The sequence below is a fragment of the Hymenobacter properus genome, assembly GCF_015694735.1.
Lineage (GTDB): Bacteria > Bacteroidota > Bacteroidia > Cytophagales > Hymenobacteraceae > Hymenobacter > Hymenobacter properus.
Genome location: NZ_JADQDP010000002.1, coordinates 1,004,903 through 1,025,302, shown reverse-complemented (window position 1 = coordinate 1,025,302; position 20,400 = coordinate 1,004,903). Strand labels below are relative to the sequence as shown.

At 62.5% G+C, this 20,400-nt stretch carries 16 protein-coding genes; 7 read left to right on the top strand and 9 right to left on the bottom strand.

Translation table 11 applies throughout. The features are described 5' to 3' along the window. Positions 1 to 15 precede the first annotated feature (15 nt). Positions 16 to 1,008: a methylmalonyl Co-A mutase-associated GTPase MeaB gene (meaB, locus tag I2I01_RS10545; protein ID WP_196286399.1), complete on the top strand. Its 993-nt coding sequence runs from the start codon at positions 16 to 18 to the stop codon at positions 1,006 to 1,008. 111 nt (positions 1,009 to 1,119) lie between these two features. Here the strand turns inward: meaB and I2I01_RS10540 are convergent, their stop codons facing one another. Beyond that, positions 1,120 to 1,590: a hypothetical protein gene (locus I2I01_RS10540; protein ID WP_196286398.1), complete on the bottom strand. Its 471-nt coding sequence runs from the start codon at positions 1,588 to 1,590 to the stop codon at positions 1,120 to 1,122. A 353-nt stretch (positions 1,591 to 1,943) separates the two neighbouring features. Here I2I01_RS10540 and I2I01_RS10535 point away from each other — a divergent pair, with 353 nt between their 5' ends. The 3 genes from I2I01_RS10535 (at position 1,944) to I2I01_RS10525 (ending at position 5,600) form a co-directional block, all read left to right on the top strand. Continuing rightward, positions 1,944 to 3,080, top strand: coding sequence for a tetratricopeptide repeat protein (locus tag I2I01_RS10535; RefSeq protein ID WP_196286397.1), 1,137 nt, complete (start codon positions 1,944 to 1,946; stop codon positions 3,078 to 3,080). A 259-nt stretch (positions 3,081 to 3,339) separates the two neighbouring features. After that, positions 3,340 to 4,986: a S8 family serine peptidase gene (locus I2I01_RS10530; RefSeq protein WP_196286396.1), complete on the top strand. Its 1,647-nt coding sequence runs from the start codon at positions 3,340 to 3,342 to the stop codon at positions 4,984 to 4,986. A gap of 35 nt (positions 4,987 to 5,021) precedes the next feature. Continuing rightward, positions 5,022 to 5,600, top strand: coding sequence for a tetratricopeptide repeat protein (locus I2I01_RS10525; protein WP_196286395.1), 579 nt, complete (start codon positions 5,022 to 5,024; stop codon positions 5,598 to 5,600). An 18-nt stretch (positions 5,601 to 5,618) separates the two neighbouring features. Here I2I01_RS10525 and I2I01_RS10520 read toward each other — a convergent pair whose 3' ends face one another. From I2I01_RS10520 to folB, 4 genes are all read right to left on the bottom strand, one after another. Beyond that, complete coding sequence (locus I2I01_RS10520) at positions 5,619 to 8,189, bottom strand: DUF5916 domain-containing protein (RefSeq protein WP_196286394.1); 2,571 nt, start codon at positions 8,187 to 8,189, stop codon at positions 5,619 to 5,621. 188 nt (positions 8,190 to 8,377) lie between these two features. Next, positions 8,378 to 11,203, bottom strand: coding sequence for a M56 family metallopeptidase (locus I2I01_RS10515; protein ID WP_196286393.1), 2,826 nt, complete (start codon positions 11,201 to 11,203; stop codon positions 8,378 to 8,380). Then, positions 11,190 to 11,615, bottom strand: coding sequence for a BlaI/MecI/CopY family transcriptional regulator (locus tag I2I01_RS10510; RefSeq protein ID WP_196286392.1), 426 nt, complete (start codon positions 11,613 to 11,615; stop codon positions 11,190 to 11,192). The genes I2I01_RS10515 and I2I01_RS10510 overlap by 14 nt, the downstream gene beginning before the upstream one ends. A gap of 284 nt (positions 11,616 to 11,899) precedes the next feature. Next, complete coding sequence (gene folB / locus I2I01_RS10505) at positions 11,900 to 12,268, bottom strand: dihydroneopterin aldolase (protein ID WP_196286391.1); 369 nt, start codon at positions 12,266 to 12,268, stop codon at positions 11,900 to 11,902. A 197-nt stretch (positions 12,269 to 12,465) separates the two neighbouring features. On the opposite strand from folB, the gene I2I01_RS10500 reads away from it, so the two are divergent. Further along, positions 12,466 to 13,515, top strand: a complete 1,050-nt coding sequence (locus tag I2I01_RS10500) for an aldo/keto reductase (protein WP_196286390.1) — start codon at positions 12,466 to 12,468, stop codon at positions 13,513 to 13,515. 217 nt (positions 13,516 to 13,732) lie between these two features. Here I2I01_RS10500 and I2I01_RS10495 read toward each other — a convergent pair whose 3' ends face one another. Beyond that, positions 13,733 to 14,800, bottom strand: coding sequence for a DivIVA domain-containing protein (locus I2I01_RS10495; RefSeq protein ID WP_196286389.1), 1,068 nt, complete (start codon positions 14,798 to 14,800; stop codon positions 13,733 to 13,735). Between the two features lie 93 nt (positions 14,801 to 14,893). Further along, entirely contained in the window at positions 14,894 to 15,832 is a 939-nt protein-coding gene (locus I2I01_RS10490; RefSeq protein ID WP_196286388.1) for a WD40 repeat domain-containing protein, read from the bottom strand. Between the two features lie 154 nt (positions 15,833 to 15,986). On the opposite strand from I2I01_RS10490, the gene I2I01_RS10485 reads away from it, so the two are divergent. Together I2I01_RS10485 and I2I01_RS10480 are read left to right on the top strand one after the other, a co-directional pair. Beyond that, entirely contained in the window at positions 15,987 to 16,664 is a 678-nt protein-coding gene (locus tag I2I01_RS10485) for a 4'-phosphopantetheinyl transferase family protein (protein WP_196286387.1), read from the top strand. Between the two features lie 39 nt (positions 16,665 to 16,703). After that, on the top strand, positions 16,704 to 17,285 hold the full coding sequence (locus I2I01_RS10480; protein WP_196286386.1) for a redoxin domain-containing protein: 582 nt from the start codon (positions 16,704 to 16,706) through the stop codon (positions 17,283 to 17,285). A 242-nt stretch (positions 17,286 to 17,527) separates the two neighbouring features. Here the strand turns inward: I2I01_RS10480 and I2I01_RS10475 are convergent, their stop codons facing one another. Then, entirely contained in the window at positions 17,528 to 18,361 is an 834-nt protein-coding gene (locus I2I01_RS10475; protein ID WP_196286385.1) for a transglutaminase-like domain-containing protein, read from the bottom strand. 217 nt (positions 18,362 to 18,578) lie between these two features. Beyond that, entirely contained in the window at positions 18,579 to 20,306 is a 1,728-nt protein-coding gene (gene poxB / locus I2I01_RS10470) for a ubiquinone-dependent pyruvate dehydrogenase (RefSeq protein ID WP_196286384.1), read from the bottom strand. Positions 20,307 to 20,400: the final 94 nt, after the last annotated feature.

Sequence of the window (20,400 nt, the reverse complement as noted above, 5' to 3'; positions counted from 1 at the left end):
CTACCCGTCAATCTATTGCCTCCCTCCCGCCTTTCCGCCGCCGAATACGCCGCCGGCATCCGGGCCGGCTCGCGCACCGTGCTGGGCCGCGCCATCACGCTGGTTGAAAGCACCTTGCCTTCCGACCAGGCCCTGGCCCAGCAGGTGCTGCAGGCCGTGCTGCCCCACACCGGCCGCAGCCTGCGCGTGGGCATCACGGGCGTGCCCGGCGTAGGCAAAAGCACCTTCATTGAAGCCCTGGGCCGTTTTCTGGTCGAAACCCAGGGCAAAAAGCTGGCCGTGCTGGCCGTGGACCCCAGCAGCCAGCGCGGCGGCGGCAGCATTCTGGGCGACAAAACCCGCATGCCGTGGCTGGCGGCGCACGAGGCGGCTTTCATCCGCCCCTCCCCCGCCGGCAGCAGCCTGGGCGGCGTGGCCCGCGCCACCCGCGAGGCCGTGCTGCTGTGCGAAGCAGCCGGCCACGATGTCATCTTCGTGGAAACCGTGGGCGTGGGCCAGTCCGAAACCACCGTGCACGGCATGGTCGATTTCTTCCTGCTGCTGCTGCTGGCCGGCGCCGGCGACGAGCTGCAGGGCATGAAGCGCGGCATCATGGAAATGGCCGACGCCCTGTGCATCACCAAGGCCGACCAGGGCAACGAACAGGCCGCCCGCCGCGCCAAGGTCGACTACCAGAGCGCCCTGCACCTATTTCCGGCCGCGCCCTCGGGGCAGGTGCCGCCGGTGCTCCTCACCTCATCTGTAAGCGGCACGGGCCTGGCCGAGGTGTGGCAGGCCATCGAGGCCTACGCCCAAGCCACCCAGCACAGCGGCTACTTCCAGCAGCGGCGGCAGCAGCAACAGCTGCAATGGCTGCACCAAAGCATCGCCCAGGAGCTGGAAACCCGCTTCTATACCGATGCCGCCGTGCGCCAGCGCCTGCCCGCCCTCCAACAAGCGGTGGCCGCCGGAAGGGTTACGCCCTTCGCAGCGGCCACGGAACTGTTGGATTTAAGAAGTGAGAAATAAGACACGCCCTGTCATCCTGAGCGCAGCGAAGGACCTTATCACGTCTAAATTTTCCTACGTGATAAGGTCCTTTGCTGCGCTCAGGATGACAGGGCGTACTTCCTGCTTTCTCTACAGCGCCGCCGTTGCCAGCCCGGTTTCTACGCGGCGCGTGGTGGTTTCGCGCACGGCAATGCTGGTGGCGCCGGCTTGCGGGGCGGCCACGTCCACGGTGTAGCGGTAGCGGTTGGCGCCTACGCGGCACAGCACGGCGTAGCGGCCGGCGGGCAGGCCATTGAACTGCAGCCGGGTGCCGTAGGCGGGCGTGCGGTAGGTTTCGTTGAGCAGCGTTTGGTTGGTGTTGAGGTCGATGACCTGCATGGAGGCTTTTTGCTGCGCGGGGTTGTTGATGCGCACACGCAGGCTTTGGGCGTCGGGCTGCGTCATTTGCACGGGCTCGGTGGCCTGCGTCTGGGCCTGGGCGGGTTGGGCCATGCCGGCGCCGAGCAGTATCATAGCACCGATGGCGAACGAGCTAGCTTTCTGGGCAGCAACTGCTACAGACGAGGCGATTTGGGCGGGAAGGCGGAAGGTGGTTTTCATGGTTTTGCAGAAAAAGAGGGTTATGAATGGTGGAAAGGCGTCCCCGGCAAGGCCGGCGCCAGTGCGCCGCTCGTGTCCGGTTTTGAGCGGCGACTGCCCGGAGACGTTAAGGGTAATTCTATTCCCGTGCCAAAGTCGCAAAACACTGAATTAAAATATATTACCCGAAATAACGTTTCATGCGGCCCAGTAAATACTGTTCACTTCTGGTCAATTCGGTCAAATGTGAACACTTCGCAAAAGCCGATGCCCGGAACGGTTCGATTTACCCTCACAGCGTGGCTGTATGTCATGGCCTTCGCTTTCGCCCCACTGCAAGTGCTTACATTTAAACCCAGCTATCTAACCCTTTTATGAAATACGCCCTTCTTCTCTTTTTGCTCATGCTGGGGCATGTTGCCGCGCACGGGCAAACGCCCACGCAGCTTTACCAAGCCAAGAACTATTTGGGCTTGGCAAAGCTCGAACCCAGGGCCGACAAGCTCACAGCCGAAGAGCTGTACATGGTGGGGTTCGCCTTTTTTCGGTTGGAAAATGATGAAAAAGCCATTGCTTTTTACAACCGCGCCATTGCAAAGGGCCTGGACGACGGGTCAGTTTACTTCTACAAAGGGCTTTCGCTGAAGTATCAGAAGAAATACCCGGAGGCGCTGAAAGAAATCGAAGCGGCGTTGAAACGCGAGCCCACCAATCAGGAATTCATGAATGAAAAGGGAGTCATTTACTATTCCCAGGACCGGTACGACGAGGCTTTGGCAGTGTTCGAACAGGCGAAGAAGCTCCCCAGCACCTTCCCCGAGCCCTATTACTGGGTGGCACAGATTGAGCACGAGCAAAAGCTGCTTGACAAGGCCCTGCCGGCCTATTACGAGGCCATTCGCTATTTGCCTGCCGGCAACAGCAATTACTTCAATGCCTTATCCAACGTGGGGCTGCTGGAGTACACGGTGGCCCACGACTACAAAAAATCGGCGGCTGCATACACCAAAGCCATTGCTTTAAAACCAAGCAATTACGAGCTGCACTACAAACTGATGAAGGCCTTGAACGCGGGCCAGGAATACGGCCGGGCCGACAGCGTTTTTGCCGTCGTAAAATCCGCTTTTGAGCACAACTTGCTGCCCAAATCCGACCAGGAAATCCAATCCGTTGCCATTGCCGAATTCAAGTGGAACGGGCGAACCGCCGTCGTTCGGCGGTCGTTGGTCGACCCCAAAGAGGTGCTGGCCATTTCCTACAAGGTGTTCCTGCTCGATGCCGCTGGCAGCAAGGTGGAGCGGCGGTTCGTCGTCGAAAAAACCTTCGAGCTGGAAAAAGGCGGCCCGAAGCATCTCCTCTGCGAGCAAGACAAGAGCACCGGCGGCCATATCACCTACCCCTACGGCTGGAGCACCGACACAATTCCGCTGGCTGATTTGGAAAAAGCCGTTGCGCTGGTACTCGACGGCAAGATGCAGCAATCGGCATCTTCCAACTTTAGGCAGAAGTAGCCCCGGCAAGGCTGCCCGGCCTTCATGCCAATGCTTCGGGCCCTTAACCGTGCCAGGGCTACGGCCTGTTTGCGTCGCAGGTGTCGGCGGCGGCTCCACTTTTGGGCAGTTGTTGTAGTCACACGCCTACCTCTGCTGGACGCATTACACGCCAACGCAAACCAACCCGCGCAGGTCACTCGGCAGCGGCGGGGCCTTTGGTTCTTTTTAAATAGCTTCGCCCCACTGCCTTCCGGCCTTTTCTTGCTTTTTCGCCGCCATGTCTTTTCCCACCCGTTCGTCTTTCAGCCACCTCGCCCTGCTGGGCCTGCTTTCGCTGGTCACCTTCAATTCCCACGCCCAAACGGCGCCGGCCGCTGAACCCACGCCGGCGCAAATTCGCCGCTGGCAGCACCTCGACCTGCAGGCCGACGGCGTGCCCGGCATCAGCGCCGACAAGGCCTACCGGGAGCTGCTGGGCAGCCGTGTGCCCACGCCGGTGCTGGTGGCCGTTATCGATTCGGGCATTGACACGGCCCACGTCGATTTGAAGCCCGTGCTGTGGCGCAACCCAAAGGAAGTGGCCGGCAATGGCCTCGACGATGACCAGAACGGCTACGCCGACGACCTGCGCGGCTGGAGCTTCCTCGGCGGCCCCGACGGGCGCAACATCGCCGTCGAAACCCTGGAGCAAACCCGGATTTACGCCCAATACCGCAGCCAGTTCGAGGGCAAGACGCGCCAGGCGGTGCCCAAGGCCGACCGGGCCAAGTTCGACCTCTATGAGCAGGCCAAGGCTTCGTATGAGAAAGGCAAAAAGGACGAAGAAAGGCGCCTGGCCCGCTACACCGAGGCCCTGACCGACAACACCGCCACCTTCGAGCGGCTGAAACAGGCCTTGGGTGTGTCGCGCCTCGACTCCGCTCTCGTGCACGAGGCCGCCACGCGGCAGCCCGCCGTGCCCGAAGCCGGGCCGGTGTACGCCTTCATGCGCCGGGCCGGCCTGGCCAGCGACGAGGACGCTCTTAAAGCCCTGAACGCCGCCATTAAACGCTCGCGCAACCGCGTCGAGATGAGCTTCAACCCCGACTACAACCCACGCGCCATCGTGGGCGACAACCTCCAGGACCTGCGCCAGAGCCACTACGGCAACGCCGACATTCAGGGCCCCGACGCCACCCACGGCACGCACTGCGCGGGCATCATCGGCGGGCTGCGCGGCAACGGGCTGGGGGCCGATGGCGTGGCCGGCGACATGGTACGCATCATGGGCGTACGCTCCACGCCCAGTGGCGACGAGCGCGACAAAGACGTGGCCAACGCCATTCGCTACGCCGTGGACAACGGCGCCCAGGTTATCAGCATGAGCTTCGGCAAGGAGTTTTCGCCCGACAAAGCCGTGGTGGACGAGGCCATGAAGTACGCCGCCCAGAAAAACGTGCTGCTGGTGCACGCCGCCGGCAACAGCGGCCTCGATGTCGACAAAACCCCGGAATACCCCTCGGCCCGCTCCCTCAACGGCAAGCTCATCCCCAATCTGCTCACGGTGGGCGCCAGCAGCCGCCTCAATACCTCGGCCCTGGCCGCCAGCTTCTCCAACTACGGCAAGCAGACGGTGGACGTCTTCGCCCCCGGCGTGGATATTTATTCCTCCACGCCCGCCAACACCTACGCCTCGCTCAGCGGCACGAGCATGGCCGCGCCGGTGGTGGCCGGCGTGGCGGCGGTGCTCAAGTCCTACTTCCCGCAGCTCACGGCTGTGCAGCTTAAGCAGATTATCGAGCAGTCGGCCACGCCCTACCATACGCAGGTGCTGCGGCCCGGCGCCAAGGACATGGTCGATTTCGCCACGCTGTCCAAGTCCAGTGGCATTGTGAACCTCTACGAAGCTGTGAAGCTAGCCGATAAGATGACGATGGTGAAGTAGCCTAATTTAAATCACTTTAACGTTCATCATTTTATATGACCCACCTGCTGCCTGACGACCTACTGCCCATTTTCAATCAGCATTATGAAAAGGGTTGGAAGTTGATGCAGGAGGTAGTCATTCTAGAGGGAAAAGCCTCCTCGAAACCGAGCTTCTGGCAGCGGTGGCAAGGGCGCCGGGCCGTCAGTCAATTCAAAAAATGTTTAAGACTGGTGCCCTCACACTGGCCAACACATTGGGGGCTGGGCAAAGTACATCAAGGCTTAGGCGAACACGCCCTTGTACTGGCTAGCTTTGAAGAAGCCTTTCGGTTGCAACCGCAGAACCCTGACGTGGTACGCGAAGCATCCATTGCAGCCATGAATGCAGGGCAGCCTGTCTTAGCGGTCCAATATTCGGCGGCAGCATTGGCGCTGTCCCCTAACGATGCTGGCCTGATGTGTAATCATGCCATTAACCTGTTGGTAACTGGTAATGATTCAGATGCAGCCATGCTGATTGCGACAGCGGTGAACTTAGCTCCCGAAGACCGAATTAATAAGCATGCGTTTCAGCTTATAAAAGAAGTAACGAGTGGGCTGAAGAAGCGGCCAACTTGGCAAACCATCAAATAAGCAGTCGGCCCGTTTATATCATCCCCGCCGGGGCCGCAACGCCAGGTAGTCCAGGTAGTACAGCACCTTGATGGACACGTTGTTGTTGTGCGGCGTGTTGATGGTGTTGTTCAGGTTGTCGAAGTAGAGCGGGGTGGCGGCGTTGGCCTCGAAGAAGGTGGCGCTGGCGTTTTTCCAGACGATGCTGACCTGCGAGCCGGGCGCAAACCACCACGAGTACACGGCGTCGATGTTGAAGGCGTTGAAGGTGTTATCGCGGTTGCGGGCGTAGAGGGTCTCGGGCGTTTCCACGCCGCCGGGGCTCAGGCGCGAGAAGTCGCGGTAGTGCACGTTGCTCACGTAGTGCCGCAGGCGGATGTTGAACGACATGCGGTTGGTGAAGGTATAGGTGCCGGTGGCCGTGTTGGTGAAGGTGGTGACGTGGCGGCGGCCCAGCAGCACGTCGGCGCCATTGCCGCCGAAGCGGGCCAGCACGCCGGCATCCTCTGGAATGCTGCCGTCGAGGCCGCCAGCGTAGCCAATCTGGTTCCGGTTGCGCTCCATGGTCAGGGCGTAGATGAAACTCAATTGGTTGTTCACCCGGTAGCGCGGGCTGAGGGTGAGCGACGCCGAAACGCGGCCGGTGCGGTCGCCGTCGGCCGCAAACAGCCGCGCTCCCCCGCTGATGTCATAGGCAAATTTCTTGCGGTAGTCGGAGGAGATGAAGCCGCTCAGGCTCGTGTTGGCGGGCTTGCGCACGTAGTACCGGCCCAGCGGCGCGCGACGCGGGTCGTAGTAGTCGCGGGTGGTGGGGATGGCCGATAAGTCGACCCCTATGGTGAGAAAGTTCTTGGTGAAAGTGGTGTTGCCGCCCGCGTAAAAGCCCATGTCCTGGTACAGCGTGGGCCGCTCCAGCAGCGAGTGGCTGATGCTGGCGTAGGTGCTCAGCTTGTTCAGCTTCCAGAAGGGTTTGTAGATGCGATAGTTGGCGTAGAGGCTCTGCGAGATGTTGTTGTTGCCGAAGAGCAGGCCCAGGTCGTTGGGGTTGTAGCTGTGCGACTCAATGCCGTGGTCGGCGCCCCAGGTAAAGTTGCCCGAGATTTTGTTGAAGCCCACGTAGTACTTGTAGCCGTCGCGGTCCGACACCTCGTCAGGTGAGCCGAAGAACTTGCCGCGGCGGTTGGAATACACCACGCCGCCGTTCACGGCGTAGGTGTTTTTCTTGTTGGCGAGGCGAAACAGGGCGCTGGTCACGTTGGCGTCGTAGGTGCTGCCGGCGCGCGTCACGTTGGTGTTGATGAGCGAAACGTAGGAGTTGTTTTTCAGGCTCTGGTCGAACACCACAATGTTGTAGTTCGAAAACGGCTGGGTCAGCACGTCGCGGCGTTCGCCAGTGGTGCTATCCTGCACCGTGGCGTACACGTCGTTGCTCACAGCGTTGAACACGCCAATGCCCAGCCCCTTGCTGGTGCGGCCCGACACCTTGGTGGCGTTCAGCAGGCGCGTCACGCCGGGGTTCTGCACAATAAAATCGCCCTTGTGCAAGCTGCCGTCGGCGTCCCGGCGCCTCGGGCGCAGCTGCCCGCTCACGCCTCCAAAGCCGATGGGCGTGGCCCCTACCCTTCTCGAATAGAACAGGTTACCCTTGTTGAACAGCTCGGTACCCTCGGTAAAAAACGCCCGGTTTTCGTTGTACTGCACCTCGAAGGGCGAGAGGTTGAGCACCTGGTTGTCGCTCTGCACCTGCCCGAAATCCGGCACCAACGTGGCATCCAGCGTGAAGCTTTCGTTGATGCCCCACTTCACGTCGGCCCCGCCGTTGAAGCTGGTGGTCGTGTTCTGCTTGCCCTGCTCGTTGAAGGGGTAGTGGTTGACGTAGGCACTCACGTAGGGCGTGAGCGAGAGGCGCAGCGGCGGCTTCAGGTCCTTCAGGCCCGTCAGCTCGCCCCACTGGTTCACGAAGCCCGACACCTGCGGCTTCACCTCGTTCCAGAAAAACTTCTGCCGGCTGGCCCGCCGCTGCCGCCCAAAATTCAGTCCCCACACTTGCTCCACGGCCTTGCTAAAGCGAATGGCCGAGTACGGAATGCGCAGCTCGGCCACCCAGTCGGTGCCGTGCAGGGCCGTGCGCGAGTCCCACACCGCGTTCCAGGAGCCGTCCTCGCCGTTCGCCGGCGACTGCCGCAAGTCGACCTGCACGCCGCCCGAGGTCACGATGAACTCATAGCCGTTGAGGTGGTCGTTATAAGTATCAAAAAACACCCCGAACCAGTCGGAGTTGCCGATGTTGTCGCGGTTGCTGAGCTCGCGCAGTATCGAATCCTGCGCCATGTCATGCATGATGGCGCCCACGTAAATGGCGTTGTCGTCGTAGAGCACGCGCACTTCGGTGGGGTATTTCTCCTGGCGGCCCGGCGTAGGTTCAATCTCGTAAAATTTCGTGGCAATGGGCGCGGCCTGCCACACGGCCTCGTCGAGCACGCCGTCGAGCTTGGGCGGGGTGCTGATGCGCACGGCCTGCAGCTGGCGCTTGGGCGCGGGCGTAGCGGCCGTGGCAGCCGCCGACGCTGACTTTTCCTGCCCCTGGGCCGCGCCTGCCCACAATACCAACCAACAAAAAAGTAAATAACGCAGCATATACAGTCCCGGTGATTTTGTCCGGGGAGGCCAAGAGATGTAAGGCTGAGGCCGAACGTTGCTTTTTGGAGGCGAATAATTCTAAACCACTTGCCGCTCTAGACGTCAAAAAGCCGGTTCTCCTCTGCGGAAACCGGCTTTTCTACTTCAAACGCCACTGCTTAGTCGTTGGAAATTGTCATGTTATAGGTGCCTTTTTCGTGGCCCAGCAGCTTGCGGTATTTCGCCGCCGTTTCGGCCGACTGCGCCTTGCCGTTCACCGTCAGGCCCGAGGAATTCAGCTGCAGCTGAAAGCTTTTGTCGTCGGCACCAATCAGGCCGTCTTTGCGCAGTTCGCTGCGCAACGCCTCCGAATCGAGGCGGGGCGGAGCAGGCGGGGGCGGCGGGGCCAGGGGCAGCGGCGGCGCCATGGGAGCCGGGGGGGCCATCATTGCGCCGGGCGCCTGCGGGGCACGCGGCGGGCGGGGCGGGCGGGGTGGCCGCGGGCCGTCGCTGTCGTAGCTGGTCGACTGGTTGCTGTTGCGGTTGATTATCATCGAGCCAGTGGGGCCCATCTTACGGCCGGGGTGGGTGCTTTCGTACAGCTTCAGGTATTTCTGAAACACCTTCTGCGACTGTGCCTTGCCGTTCACCGTCAGGCTGCTGGCCGTGAGCTTGAGCTGAAAGTTTTCCCTGTCTTTAATCAGCCCATCTTTCAGCAGCTGGTCTACCAGCGCGTCGTCCTGTTCGCGGCGGCGGTCGGCGCGCTCCCGCTCCCGGTCGACGCGTTCGGCTTTCTCCTCGTGGATGCGCTCCCGCATTTCCTCACGGAGTGCCTGTGCTTCCTGCTGGCGCTCGCGAATTTCCTGTTCCCGGTCGCGCTTTTCCTGCTGGCGGTCCAGCAGCTCTTGCTCCCGGTCGCGCAGCTCCATTTCCCGGTCGCGCATGTCTTGCCCCAGGTCGCGAACATCGGCCCCGCGCAGGCTCAGGCGTTGCATTGAAGAAGTCTGGCTGAGCTGCTTGAGCTGGGCTTGCACCTTGCTCAGGCCTTGGTTGATACGCTTGCGCTGCTCCGCGCTGAGCCCTTTGGCCTTGCTGGCGTCCTGCAGGGCACGCTCGGCGCTGCGCAGGGCCTCGCGCTGGCCGTCGCCGTCCTGCGTCAAGCCAAACAACGCGCCGGGCTGCCGATAGAACCCGCGGTTCGCTGAGCCATTCGGCACCATTTTGAGCCGCTGAAATCCCCGGTTTCCATCGAGTGTGAGCGCCCGAAACTGCTGGTTGCGCAGCGGCTGCAGCTCCTGCAGCTGGTAGCTGTAAGTCTGGCCCGGCCGGGTGCTCCGCTCGAACACCTGCCCATCGGCATCGCTGCGGTACACGAAGCCCCGTGCCACGGGCGCCGTCATTGGCACCTGAATAATCTGCACAGCCTGGTCGTCATCGTCCCGGTCCTTCTTGGCTTTGATTTTGAGCTTGCTCTTGCCAGTTTCGGTTTCAATGCGCTGCCCGTTCACCACCAGGTCGGTCACGCGGCCCTTTTTGTCTTTGGTGATGACCACCGTGCCGGGGCCGCCGCTGAGGGGCAACGGAGCTAGAACCTGCCCGTTGCGGCGGTCGCGGCGCCGGGGGCGCGGCCGGTCCTGGTCAGTGCTGCTCTGCGTCACCAGCACCTCACGGCTTCTCTCGCTGGCCGGGTCCGCCGTTGCTGTGGTGGTCGTTGTTGTGGTGGTAGAAGCGCCCGTTGTTGAAGTACCCGTTACGCGTTTCGTGGTATCAGCCGAGGTTTTGCCCGGACCGGTTTGCCAATCAATGGCTTCGGGCTTGGCGGGCGTAGTGGGTTGGGCCAGCGGACCGGCCAGCACCGCGCTGCCGCCCAGCAAACCCAGCCCGCCCAGCACCAGCGCCCCGGCCATGAAGCCCTCGGCTAGCGTGGGCGCGGCCGGCCGGCGCTGCACCAAGCGGCGCACGCGGTTCAGCAGGGCGCCGCGGCTGCCCATGGCGGCCAGAGCCAAACGAGGTGCGGTGGGCACCACGGCACTCTGGCTCCACTCGGCCAGGGCCGTGAGGGCGCGGGCCAGCCGCAGGGCGTCGCCGTCGCAGAGGGCCGTGGCGGCGTCGTCGCAGCAGTTTTCGCGCTCGGTGCGCACGCAGCGGGCCATAAACCACACGGCCGGGTGGTAGAAAAACAGCGCCTCGGCCACGGTTTGCAGCAGGTTCACGAGGTAGTCGCGGCGCAGTACGTGGGCCAGTTCGTGGGCCAGAATGGCTTCCAGGTGCGCCACCGACAAGCCCGCCACCGCGCCCAGCGGCAACAGAATCACGGGGCGCACGTGGCCCACCACCAGCGGCACCTGCACCAGCGCCGACTCCAGCAGCGCCACCGGCCGGCGCAGGCCGCCGCGGGCCGCCAGCATCGCCAGCCGCTCCTGCCACGCCGCGCTCACGGCCCGCGTCCGGTAGCGCTTCAGCCGCTGCACATACAGCAAGCCGCCCAGCATTCGCAGGCTCATGGCCAGCAGGCCCAGCAGCCAGGCCACCACCAGCAACGGCAGGTGTTGGTCAAAATAGCGCAGCCCGGTAGCCAACCAGCCAGGCGAGTTAGCTTTTTGCGGCTCAACAGCCGGAAGCACTTGTACGGCGCTAACCGGATTTGCTGCGTTCCGCGCCTTTGGTGGCGCGGCCTCCAAGGCATCTGTTGCCGCGGGTACAACCGTGGCTTCTGCCTGCCGCAGATTCAATTGTGAAACCTTCGCAGCAGCGGGCAACAGCTTTTCGCACTGCTGCGCGCCGGCGTGGAAATACAGCCCAAACGTGATGCCAGCTAGCGCCACCACCACGCCCAGTGCCCCGGCCGAGGCTACGTAGCGCACCTCGGCCCGCTGCCGGCGCAGCAGCAGCAGGGCTCCGGCCAGCACGGCCGCCACCAGGGCCCCCTGCCACAGCGAGTGCAGCAGGGTCCAGCCCAGCGCCCGCGTGAGGGCGGGCGAAACGAAATTCTCAAGCGCGGTCATCGTCGTCGGGGTTAGGAGTGGAATTTTGAATTTCAATGTCATTGAGCAGGCGGCGAATTTGGGCCAGCTCGTCGGCCGAGGTCTGGCGGTTGCCCAGGGCCTGCATCACCAGCTTCAGGGCCGAGCCGCCGAAGGTGGCGTCCACGAACTTGTCGAGGAGCAGGCTTTGGGTTTCCTGCTCACGCACCGCGGCCCGGTACACGTGGCTGCGGTCAGCGTCGTCGCGGCGCACCAAGCCTTTCTCCAGCATCAGCTGGCAAATCTTGAGCGTGGTGGTGTAGCCCACTTCCGCCTGGCGGCGCTGGCTCAGGTGGTCGTTGATGGCACGCACAGTGGCGGGCCCGTGCTGCCAGAGCACATGCAGGATTTCCAGTTCAGAATCCGTAGGTTTGGGGGGCGGTGCTTTGCTCATGCTCTTGAAACGTGAGGTTGCTACGAATTATTTCGTAGTACAAAGCAAAGGTGTTACGAATAAGTTCGTAGTTGCAAGTAACATCTACGAAATACTTCGTATGAACCTCTTTATTGGCTATATCACAATGATTTTCAGGCCAATAATTTTATCAGTAAAGCTGAATATTTTTTTACTCCGGCCAGCAATGCTTCTGTGCTAGGGCTGTGGCTGCCGTACAGTAGTTACTTCCAACCAGCCTCGTGCCATGAGAAACGCGCCGGGCTCCCCACCCTTTCCGCATCTTACTCCGGCTGTGTACGCCGTTTCGTGAGCGTCACGCGGGCGCGGTGGCAAATGCCACCCAGTGGCGGGTTGAACTTGCTTACGTTGATTTTCACCTTGCGCACGTGCGGCAGCTCGGCCATGATGCGGTCGAGCACGCGGTGGGCCACGTGCTCCAGCAGCCGGGCGGGGGCGCGCATTTCCTCGGCCACCAGGCGGTAGAGCACCTCGTAATTCACCGTTTCGGTGAGCTTGTCCGACTCGCCCGCTGCCAGCAGATTGGTTTTGATGTAGAGGTCGACGCCGTACTTATTGCCGATTTTCTGCTCCTCGTCATAGTAGCCGTGAAAGGCAAAAAATTCCAGTCCTTCGAGTGCGATTTGGCCCATGCGGTGAGGTAGCGGATTGGTGGGTTGGCGGATTGCTGGCGCAGCAGCCCGACAAAAGTAGTACGGCCGCGCCTGGCCTCGTTTTGTATTGCAGATGCCGCGGTTTGTATAAAGGCCACTCTTACCTCATGCGAGAATTTTGCTGAACAATGCCGAAGCGCCAGCGCCGGCTAGTTCTTCTCCCTTATTTCTTCTCAATGACCCTCACTTCCTTCCGTACGCTGGGCCGCTCCGGCCTGGTGGTCAGCCCGCTGTCGTTGGGCACCATGACATTTGGTACCCCGCGCTGGGGCTCGCCCGACGATGTGTCTGAGTCCATCTTTAATGCCTACGTGGACGCAGGGGGCAATTTTATCGACACCGCCGATGTGTACGCCGGCGGGCGCAGCGAGGAGCTGGTAGGCCAGTACATAGCCGCCCGGGGCCAGCGCGACCAGCTGGTGCTGGCCACCAAATTCGGCTTCAGCGGCCAGCCCGGCAACCCCAACGGCGGTGGCAACGGCCGCAAAAACATTCACCGCGCCCTCGAAGGCTCCCTGCGCCGCCTCCGCACTGACTACGTGGACTTGTACTGGCTGCACGTGTGGGACATGGTAACGCCCGTGGAGGAAGTGCTGCAAACACTGGGCGACCTGGTGCGGGCGGGCAAAATCCGCTATTTCGGCTTTTCCGACATGCCGGCCTGGTATACCGCCAAGGCAGCGGCCCTGGCTCAAGCACACGCCGCGCCCGGACCCATTGCCCAGCAACTGGCCTACTCGCTGGTGGAGCGCAACATCGAGCGCGAGCACCTGCCCGCCGCCCGCGAAAGCGGCCTCGGCACCGTGCCCTGGAGCCCGCTGGCCGCTGGCTTTCTGGCCGGCAAATACCAACGCACCGACGGCGGCGCCCAGGGCGACGGCCGCCTAAGCGGCCCCAATCCATTTGGCAACACCCTGTTCACCGACCGCAACTGGCGCATTCTCGAAGCACTGCGGACCGTGGCCGAAGCAGCGGGGCGGCCCCTGTCGCAGGTGGCGCTGGCCTGGGTGCTGGCCCAGCCTGGCGTGTCGGCACCCATCATCGGGGCCAGCAAAGTGGAGCAGCTGCAAGACAACCTGGCCACACTCGATGTTCGCCTCACGCCCGAGCAGTTACAAACTCTTGACAAGGCCAGCGCCCTCGAACCGGCTTTCCCCTACAACATTTTCACGCCCGAGGTGAACAAAGGGATTTTCGGTGGCCACGCGGTGCAGGGCTGGCAATGAAGCTAGGTTGGTCGCAATCGGGGTAATGGGCGGGCTGCCGGCTTTTGCCGGCTGTTCGCTCTTTAGTCGAACAAACCTACTCTCAACGTATGAGCGGACAGCCGGCAAAAAGACGGCAGCCCGCCGCGATGCTACTTTCCCAGACACTAACACCTGAAAAGCAAAAAAGCCCACCGTAACGGCGGGCTTTTTGCTTTCTGGACGCTGAGTAACGTGGCTAGATTTCGTCGAAAAACGACTTCTCGGCTACCGCGGCATCCGGCTCGGGGGCCTTGGCGGCCATGCCGGGCTGGCCGGGGTGCGTCACGGGCGAGGGCTGGTTGATTTCGGGATGGCTGGGGCCCACGGGTTGAATGTCGGGCGCGGCGGGCTGCACGTAAGGCGGGTTGGGCTCGGGCACCTGCGAAGGCGCGGGCGGGTCGATGTGCGGGGCAGGCGAAATGCCGGGGTTCTCGGCCGGAGCACCGGGCCGCTCAATATCGGGGTGCGGAGCCTCAGCGGGCGCGCCGGGGTCGGGCTGCTGGCCGGGCTTGGGGTTGTAGCCGGTGGTGTCGAGGCTGCGTTCCAGCGCCTCTTCTGAGCGCGCACGGGCCGACTGGTGAAACGAGGTGGGCGTGGCAGCAGCTACAGCTGCGGCCGACGAAACGGAGGAGGTGGAAGTAACCTGCATGGCGGACGAAAGCTCGGGGGTAGGTTCGGGGGCCGATTCCTTCGGCCGTTCCACGTGTACGCGGGCGGCGCGCGAAAGGATGGCCGCCGTGCCCCCCTTGGGCCGGTTGCGGGCTTTTTCTACTTTGTCCAAGGCATCCGAAGCCAAATGGTGCAAGTCGCGCACCAGGGTATCGAGCTGTTGCTCCAGGCGCTGGCACTCCTGGCCCAGGCCGGCTACCTCGCGCTGCATGTCGGCAATGGTTTTTTCGGCCTGCTGGTAGGCGCCGTCCACCACCTCGCGGGCCCGCTGGCGGGCGTCGCTGATGATGCTTTCGGCTTGGAACTGGGCCTCGCGGATGCGCAGGTCGGCGTCGCGCTGGGCTTGCTCGGTGATGTTGTTGCTGGTGTCTTCGGCGGTTTTGAGGGTGCGGTAGAGGCTGCTTTCCACTTCGCGCATCTTCTGCACGTCCTGCTGGGCGTGCTCCAGCTTGAGGCGCAGCTCGCGGTTTTCGTCGCCCAGGCGCTCCCACTGCTGCGAGATGGTGTTCAGGAAGGCTTGCACCTCGTCCTTATCCACCCCCCGAAAGGATTTTTCAAACGTTTTCTGCCGGATGTCGAGGGCGGTGATTTTCATCTCAATTTTCAATTATCAATAAGCAGCGAACAATTAACCAAAACCCGCCAAAACCCTCTAAAGTGAAGTTTTTCGACTGAATGAGCCAATTGTTCATTGCTCATCGTTCATTGTTAATTGCCAAACGGCCAGGCTGCGGTCGTCGCTACACGAAACTAGCCGGTTTTCGGTGCCCGGCCAAACCAGCCGGTTCACCGAGGTGCCGTGCCCGGCCGAGCGTGCCCGGTCCAGTACGCGCAGCAGCGTGAGCGTAGCCGCATCCCACACTTTAATGCTCTTATCGAGGCTGCACGAGGCCAGGTACTGCCCGCCGGGGCTAAAAGCCAGGTGGTTGATGGTGTACATGTGGGCCGGCACCTGGCTGGCCAGCACATAGTCGGCGGCCACGTCCCAGGTTCGAATCTGAGCGTCGCGCCCAGCGGTGAGCAGGCGCGTGCCGTCGGGTGCGTACGCCACCGAAAACACCGAATTGGTGCTTTCGCCCAAGGTGAATTTGGTTTCCAACGAATCCAAATCCAGAATGCGCGTCAGCGTATCGGAACTGCCCACCGCCAGCTCGCCGCGGCCTTCGTGCAGAGCCAGGCAGCGCAGGCTTTTGTTGGTGAGCCGCAGCAGTTTTTCAATACGAAAATCGGGTAGTGTCAGCACGGCCAGCGTGCCGTCGCCTAGGGCGACGTAAAGCCGCTGCCGAATCATCGAAGCCACAATTTCGAAGATGGCCACCGGCGGCAGGGCCGTGGCGTGGGCCAGCTTGCGCTGTGTTAAATCAATAGCCTGAATGCCCTGAAAATTGTGCCCCAACACCAGCAAGCCCAATTCCGGCAGGTGACGCAGGGCGTAAACGGAGTTTTCGACGCGGGCCAGCAGCTCGCCGTCGCGCGCTGGGTCGGCCGCGTCCCAGCCCACCACCATGCCATCGGCGCTGCCCGAGTAGATAGCAGCGCCCGCGCCGCCGGTGAGGGCATACACCGCGTCGCGGTGCCCGGCGAGGGTGGCAATTTTGGTAACGGGCGGGCGGAAAATTTCGGACATAACAGTGCCGCAAAGGTAGCCAGAACGTCATGCAGCACGCAGCGAAGCATCTCGCTTGTGGTAGTATTACAATTTACAGGATTTACTACTGCAGGCGAGATGCTTCGCTGCGCGCTGCATGACGTCCTTTGCGGCGCTGCTATTATCCCATACTATGCCCCTCCACTCCTGCCAGCGCCTCTCCCCTACCGCCGTGCTAGGGCTCTGGCAACTCACCGAAACGCCTGAGACGCTGTGGCCCCTGCTGCCGCAGCCGGCCGCCTACCAGGCACTCATGCCTGCCACGGCCGATGCTGCGCGTCAGGCGCAGTGGCTGGCGGGCCGGGTGCTCATCCACGCGCTGCTCCCACAACTCATGGCCGAGCCGCCGACCGACCTGGTGGTGCACAACGACGCCACCGGCCGGCCGTGGCTGGCGGGGAATGGCCACGGGCTCACGATGTCGCTGTCGCACTCCGGCACCTGGGTGGCTGCGGTGCTGAGCCTCGGTGGCCGGGTGGGGGTCGATATTGAAATCATCCGCGACAAGGCCCAGCGGCTGGCGGGCAAGTTTCTGGCGGCCGACGAGTGGGCAGCGGCCCAGGCAGCTGCCGCCGACGGCCCGGCTCATTACACCCTGCTCTGGAGCGCCAAGGAAACGCTCTATAAACTGGCAGCTCAGCGTGGCATCATCTTCAAAACGCAGCTGTTGCTGGGAGATTTTGCTCCGCAGCAATCCGGCGAAATCCCGGCTACGTTGGTTTTGGCGGGGGTTGAAACGCGGCACTGCATTTGTTATTCTCAGCCGGCGCCCGGCTACGTGCTCACCTATTGCCACGAACCCGCCGCGTAACCACCAATGCTTTCGTTTCTTTTCCCGTACCTTCCCGCCATGTCATTCCGCCGCATTTCCATTGTTGCCGCCGTTGCGCTGCTGGCCCTCACGCTGGCCGTGGGCGTGGCCCGCGCCCAGGGCGGTGGCACCGTTTCCGATTTCACCCTCAAAACCGCCGCCAACGCCGACGTAAACCTGAAAAGCTACGCCGGCGACAAGGCCGTGGTGGTGGTATTCCTGAACCCGGCCTGCGCCTTTTCGCGCCTCTACCAGGAGCGGCTGGCTTCGCTCAGCAGCAGCTACCGCAGCCGGGGCGTGCAGTTCCTGTTTATCAACGTGCCCATCAACCTCGACGCGCCCGGCACCGCCGCCCCCGGCGAAGTCGAGCTGCCCACCCTCACCGACGCCAGCCAGCAAGTAGCGAATATGCTCGGCGTGAGCAAAACCGCCGAGGCCGTGGTGCTGCAGCCAGCTTCCGGCAGCTTCACTATCCGCTACCGCGGCGCCATCGACGACAACCCCCAAGTGGCTGGCAGCGTGCAGCAGTACTACCTCAAGCAGGTGCTCGATAACGTGCTGGCCGGCCGCCCCGCCGGTGTGGAAGACAAGCGCGCCGCCGGGTGCTTGATTAAGCGGTAAGAGCCGTCCGCGCCGCCTGTCATTGCGAGCGCAGCGCGGCAATCCGTCCTGTCAAAACCAGACACTCCTTTTTACCAGAAAGCCCCGGCACTGCACAGCGCCGGGGCTTTTGTTGTTCTGGCGTGGGGCCGGGGATGGGCCGTCACGTCAGGGCTTTGTCACATTATTAGGTTTGCCGCGCTTGAGAGGACGGATTGCCACGGGCTGCGCCCTCGCAATGACAGTCTTGCGCCCTATGCCTACTATTCCAGGATGCTCAATAGCACGGCTACCTCCGCCGCTTTCAGGGGTTCCTGCAGCTTCTCGAAGCTCATTTGCAGGTTGCGCATGGCGCGGCGCACGATGTCGAGGTTGGAGCAGGGCTCGTAGAACATCGGGTTGGAGGTGATGTTGAGCTGCGAGACGTAGTGCTCGATGTCGGTGCGCGAGAGCACGAGGCCGCGGTTGTAGCAGTTGATATAGAATGGCTCGGCGCCTTTCAGCTCGGGGCGGAAAGTGAGCACGAACAAATTGGGCAGGTTCACGCCGAAAACGGGCAGCTTGAGGCGCTGGGCCACCAGCAGGTAAATCACGCAGAGCGTGAGCGGGTTGCCGCGCTTGGTCTCAATCACGCGCTGCAGCATGGAGTTGGCCGGCGAGTGAAAATGCTGGGTGTTGGCCGCAAACTTGTGCTGGCGGAAGATGACGTAGTTCAACGTCTGCACCTGGTCGGCGGGGTGCATGTCGGGGCGCAGCGCGGTCCAGGCCTCGAAGCGGAGCTGCTCGATGGCGCGGTTTAGGGCCTGGAAGTCAGCGTCGGGATATTGGAAGGTATTCAGCAGCCACATACCTTCGAGCAGGTCGGTGGCGCCGGCTTCGCGCCACACTTTCAGGCGCTGCTGCAAGCCCTCAAATTGCAGGTGGTGAATGAGGTCTTCGAGCCGCTGCTGCTGCTGGCCGTCGAGGGTTTCCTCCCAGCTTTCTTCCAGAAACGGAATGATGCTCTCGCCCAGGTTCTGGATTTTGTCCTGGATTTGCGGCGCGATTTCCGGGTCGTCGAGCAGCGAGATGAGGGCTTTGATTTCTTTGTTGGTCATGGATGCGAAACGGCCACCGCTAGGGTTGCGGGGCCGAATTTAACACACGGCAGGGCCTTTTGGGTTCGGTAGTGGTCTGCGTACTCTCCAGTGTACACCCACACCGCCTGTCATCCTGAGCGCAGCGAAGGACTTTCTCACCGAAGATATAACTAGCAGTGATTACTGCTCCAAGCGTGAGAAGGTCCTTCGCTGCGCTCAGGATGACAGGTGAATACTACCGGAACAGGTTCGTTTTCGCCAGCTCCAGCAGCTCGCTGCCTTTGCCGTTCATCAACGCCTTTAGGGCATACAGGCCGAAGCCTTTGGCCTGCTTGGGCTCGATGCTGGGCGGCATGCTCAGCTCCTGCCGCTTCACCACGGCATCGACCAGCGCGGGGCCGTCGTGGGCCAGGGCCTGGCGCAATACGCTTTCCAAGTTGGCCGGGTCGCTCACGCGGAAACCTTTCAGGCCAGCGGCTTCGGCCACGGCGCCGAAGTCGGGGTTGTCGAGCTCAGTGCCGTATTCAAGGATGCCGGCAGCTTTCATTTCCAGCTCCACGAAGCTGAGGGCAGAATTGTTGAAAACGATGATTTTGACGGGGATTTTGTGCTGGCGGATGGTCAGCAGCTCACTCAGCAGCATGGCCAAGCCGCCGTCGCCGCACATAGCGATAACCTGCCGGCCGGGGTCGCTGAGGGCCGCACCGTAGGCCTGCGACACGGCATTGGCCATGCTGCCGTGCACGAAGGAGCCCAGAAGGCGGCGCTGCCCGTTCATGTGCAGGTAGCGGCCGGCCCAAATGGTGGGCGTGCCCACGTCGCAGGTAAAAATGGCGTTTTCGGCAGCCAGCTCGTCCAGCAGGCGGGCCACGTGCTGGGGGTGCAGGCTGGTGTCGCCAGCATCGCCGGTGGCCAGCTCGGCCAGGTGGGCGTCGTCGTCGCGGTGGCGCTCCTGGGCGGCTTCGAGGTGGCTGGAATCGGGGTGCGACACGAGGTATTGCAGCAACTGGCGCAGGGTATCGGCCACGTCGCCCACCAGGCCGATTTCGACGCGGGTGCGGCGGCCAATGTTTTCGGGCCGTACATCGACCTGCACCACGCGGGCGTCCTCGGGGTAGAACTGGCGGTAAGGGAAGTCGGTGCCCAGCATCAGGAGGGTGTCGGCGTCCATGAGGGCGTGGTAGCCGGCGGGCATGCCCAGCAGACCGCTCAGGCCCACGTCAAAGGGATTGTTCGGCTCCAAGTGCTCCTTGCCGCGCAGGGCGTGCACCACGGGTGCCTGCAGCAGCTCGGCCACTTGCAATAGTTCGGAGTGGGCCCCGGCGCAGCCAATGCCGGCCAGTATGGTGACTTTACGGCCATTGTTAAGCACCTGGGCGGCCTGGCGGATGTCGGCATCCGAGGGGCGCAGGGTGCTGCGACGGCCCAGGGTGGGCAGCAGCACTTTGGGCGCTTCGGCTTCGAGGTAGGCCACATCGCCGGGCAGCACCACCACGGCCACGCCGCGCTGGCCCAAGGCGGCGGCCACGGCGCTCTCAATGGTGCGCACGGCCTGCTCGGGCGTCGAAATCAACTCACAATAATGGCTACACTCGCGAAAAAGGCGCTCGGGGTGGGTTTCCTGAAAGTAGCCGGTGCCAATTTCGACGCTCGGAATCTGCGCGGCCAGGGCCAGCACGGGCACGCGGCTGCGGTGGCAGTCGAACAAGCCGTTGATGAGGTGGGTATTACCGGGTCCGCAGGAGCCGGCGCACACGGCCAGGTCGCCGGTGAGGTGGGCCTCGGCGCCAGCGGCGAAGGCCCCGCCCTCCTCGTGCCGCACGGCAATGAATTCGATGTTGTCGCGGGAGCGAATGTCGTCGGTGATGCCGTTGAGCGAATCACCCACCACACCGAATACGCGCTTGACGCCAGCGGCCACGAGGGTATCGACAATGATTTCAGCTACAGATTTTTTGGACATGGTTTTCACGAGTTAAAGCCGAGGGGTGTACGGGAAAACAAAAGGCCCGGCAATGGTTGCCGGGCCTTTTGTTTGCAGAAAAAAGAGTTTTGCT

Excerpts from the sequence above, each read along its gene's own strand:
- I2I01_RS10540 (WP_196286398.1), bottom strand. The coding sequence starts at position 1,590 with ATGAAAACCACCTTCCGCCTTCCCGCCCAAATCGCCTCGTCTGTAGCA.
- I2I01_RS10535 (WP_196286397.1), top strand. The coding sequence starts at position 1,944 with ATGAAATACGCCCTTCTTCTCTTTTTGCTCATGCTGGGGCATGTTGCC.
- I2I01_RS10530 (WP_196286396.1), top strand. The coding sequence starts at position 3,340 with ATGTCTTTTCCCACCCGTTCGTCTTTCAGCCACCTCGCCCTGCTGGGC.
- I2I01_RS10525 (WP_196286395.1), top strand. The coding sequence starts at position 5,022 with ATGACCCACCTGCTGCCTGACGACCTACTGCCCATTTTCAATCAGCAT.
- I2I01_RS10515 (WP_196286393.1), bottom strand. The coding sequence starts at position 11,203 with ATGACCGCGCTTGAGAATTTCGTTTCGCCCGCCCTCACGCGGGCGCTG.
- I2I01_RS10510 (WP_196286392.1), bottom strand. The coding sequence starts at position 11,615 with ATGAGCAAAGCACCGCCCCCCAAACCTACGGATTCTGAACTGGAAATC.
- folB (WP_196286391.1), bottom strand. The coding sequence starts at position 12,268 with ATGGGCCAAATCGCACTCGAAGGACTGGAATTTTTTGCCTTTCACGGC.
- I2I01_RS10500 (WP_196286390.1), top strand. The coding sequence starts at position 12,466 with ATGACCCTCACTTCCTTCCGTACGCTGGGCCGCTCCGGCCTGGTGGTC.
- I2I01_RS10495 (WP_196286389.1), bottom strand. The coding sequence starts at position 14,800 with ATGAAAATCACCGCCCTCGACATCCGGCAGAAAACGTTTGAAAAATCC.
- I2I01_RS10490 (WP_196286388.1), bottom strand. The coding sequence starts at position 15,832 with ATGTCCGAAATTTTCCGCCCGCCCGTTACCAAAATTGCCACCCTCGCC.
- I2I01_RS10485 (WP_196286387.1), top strand. The coding sequence starts at position 15,987 with ATGCCCCTCCACTCCTGCCAGCGCCTCTCCCCTACCGCCGTGCTAGGG.
- I2I01_RS10480 (WP_196286386.1), top strand. The coding sequence starts at position 16,704 with ATGTCATTCCGCCGCATTTCCATTGTTGCCGCCGTTGCGCTGCTGGCC.
- I2I01_RS10475 (WP_196286385.1), bottom strand. The coding sequence starts at position 18,361 with ATGACCAACAAAGAAATCAAAGCCCTCATCTCGCTGCTCGACGACCCG.
- poxB (WP_196286384.1), bottom strand. The coding sequence starts at position 20,306 with ATGTCCAAAAAATCTGTAGCTGAAATCATTGTCGATACCCTCGTGGCC.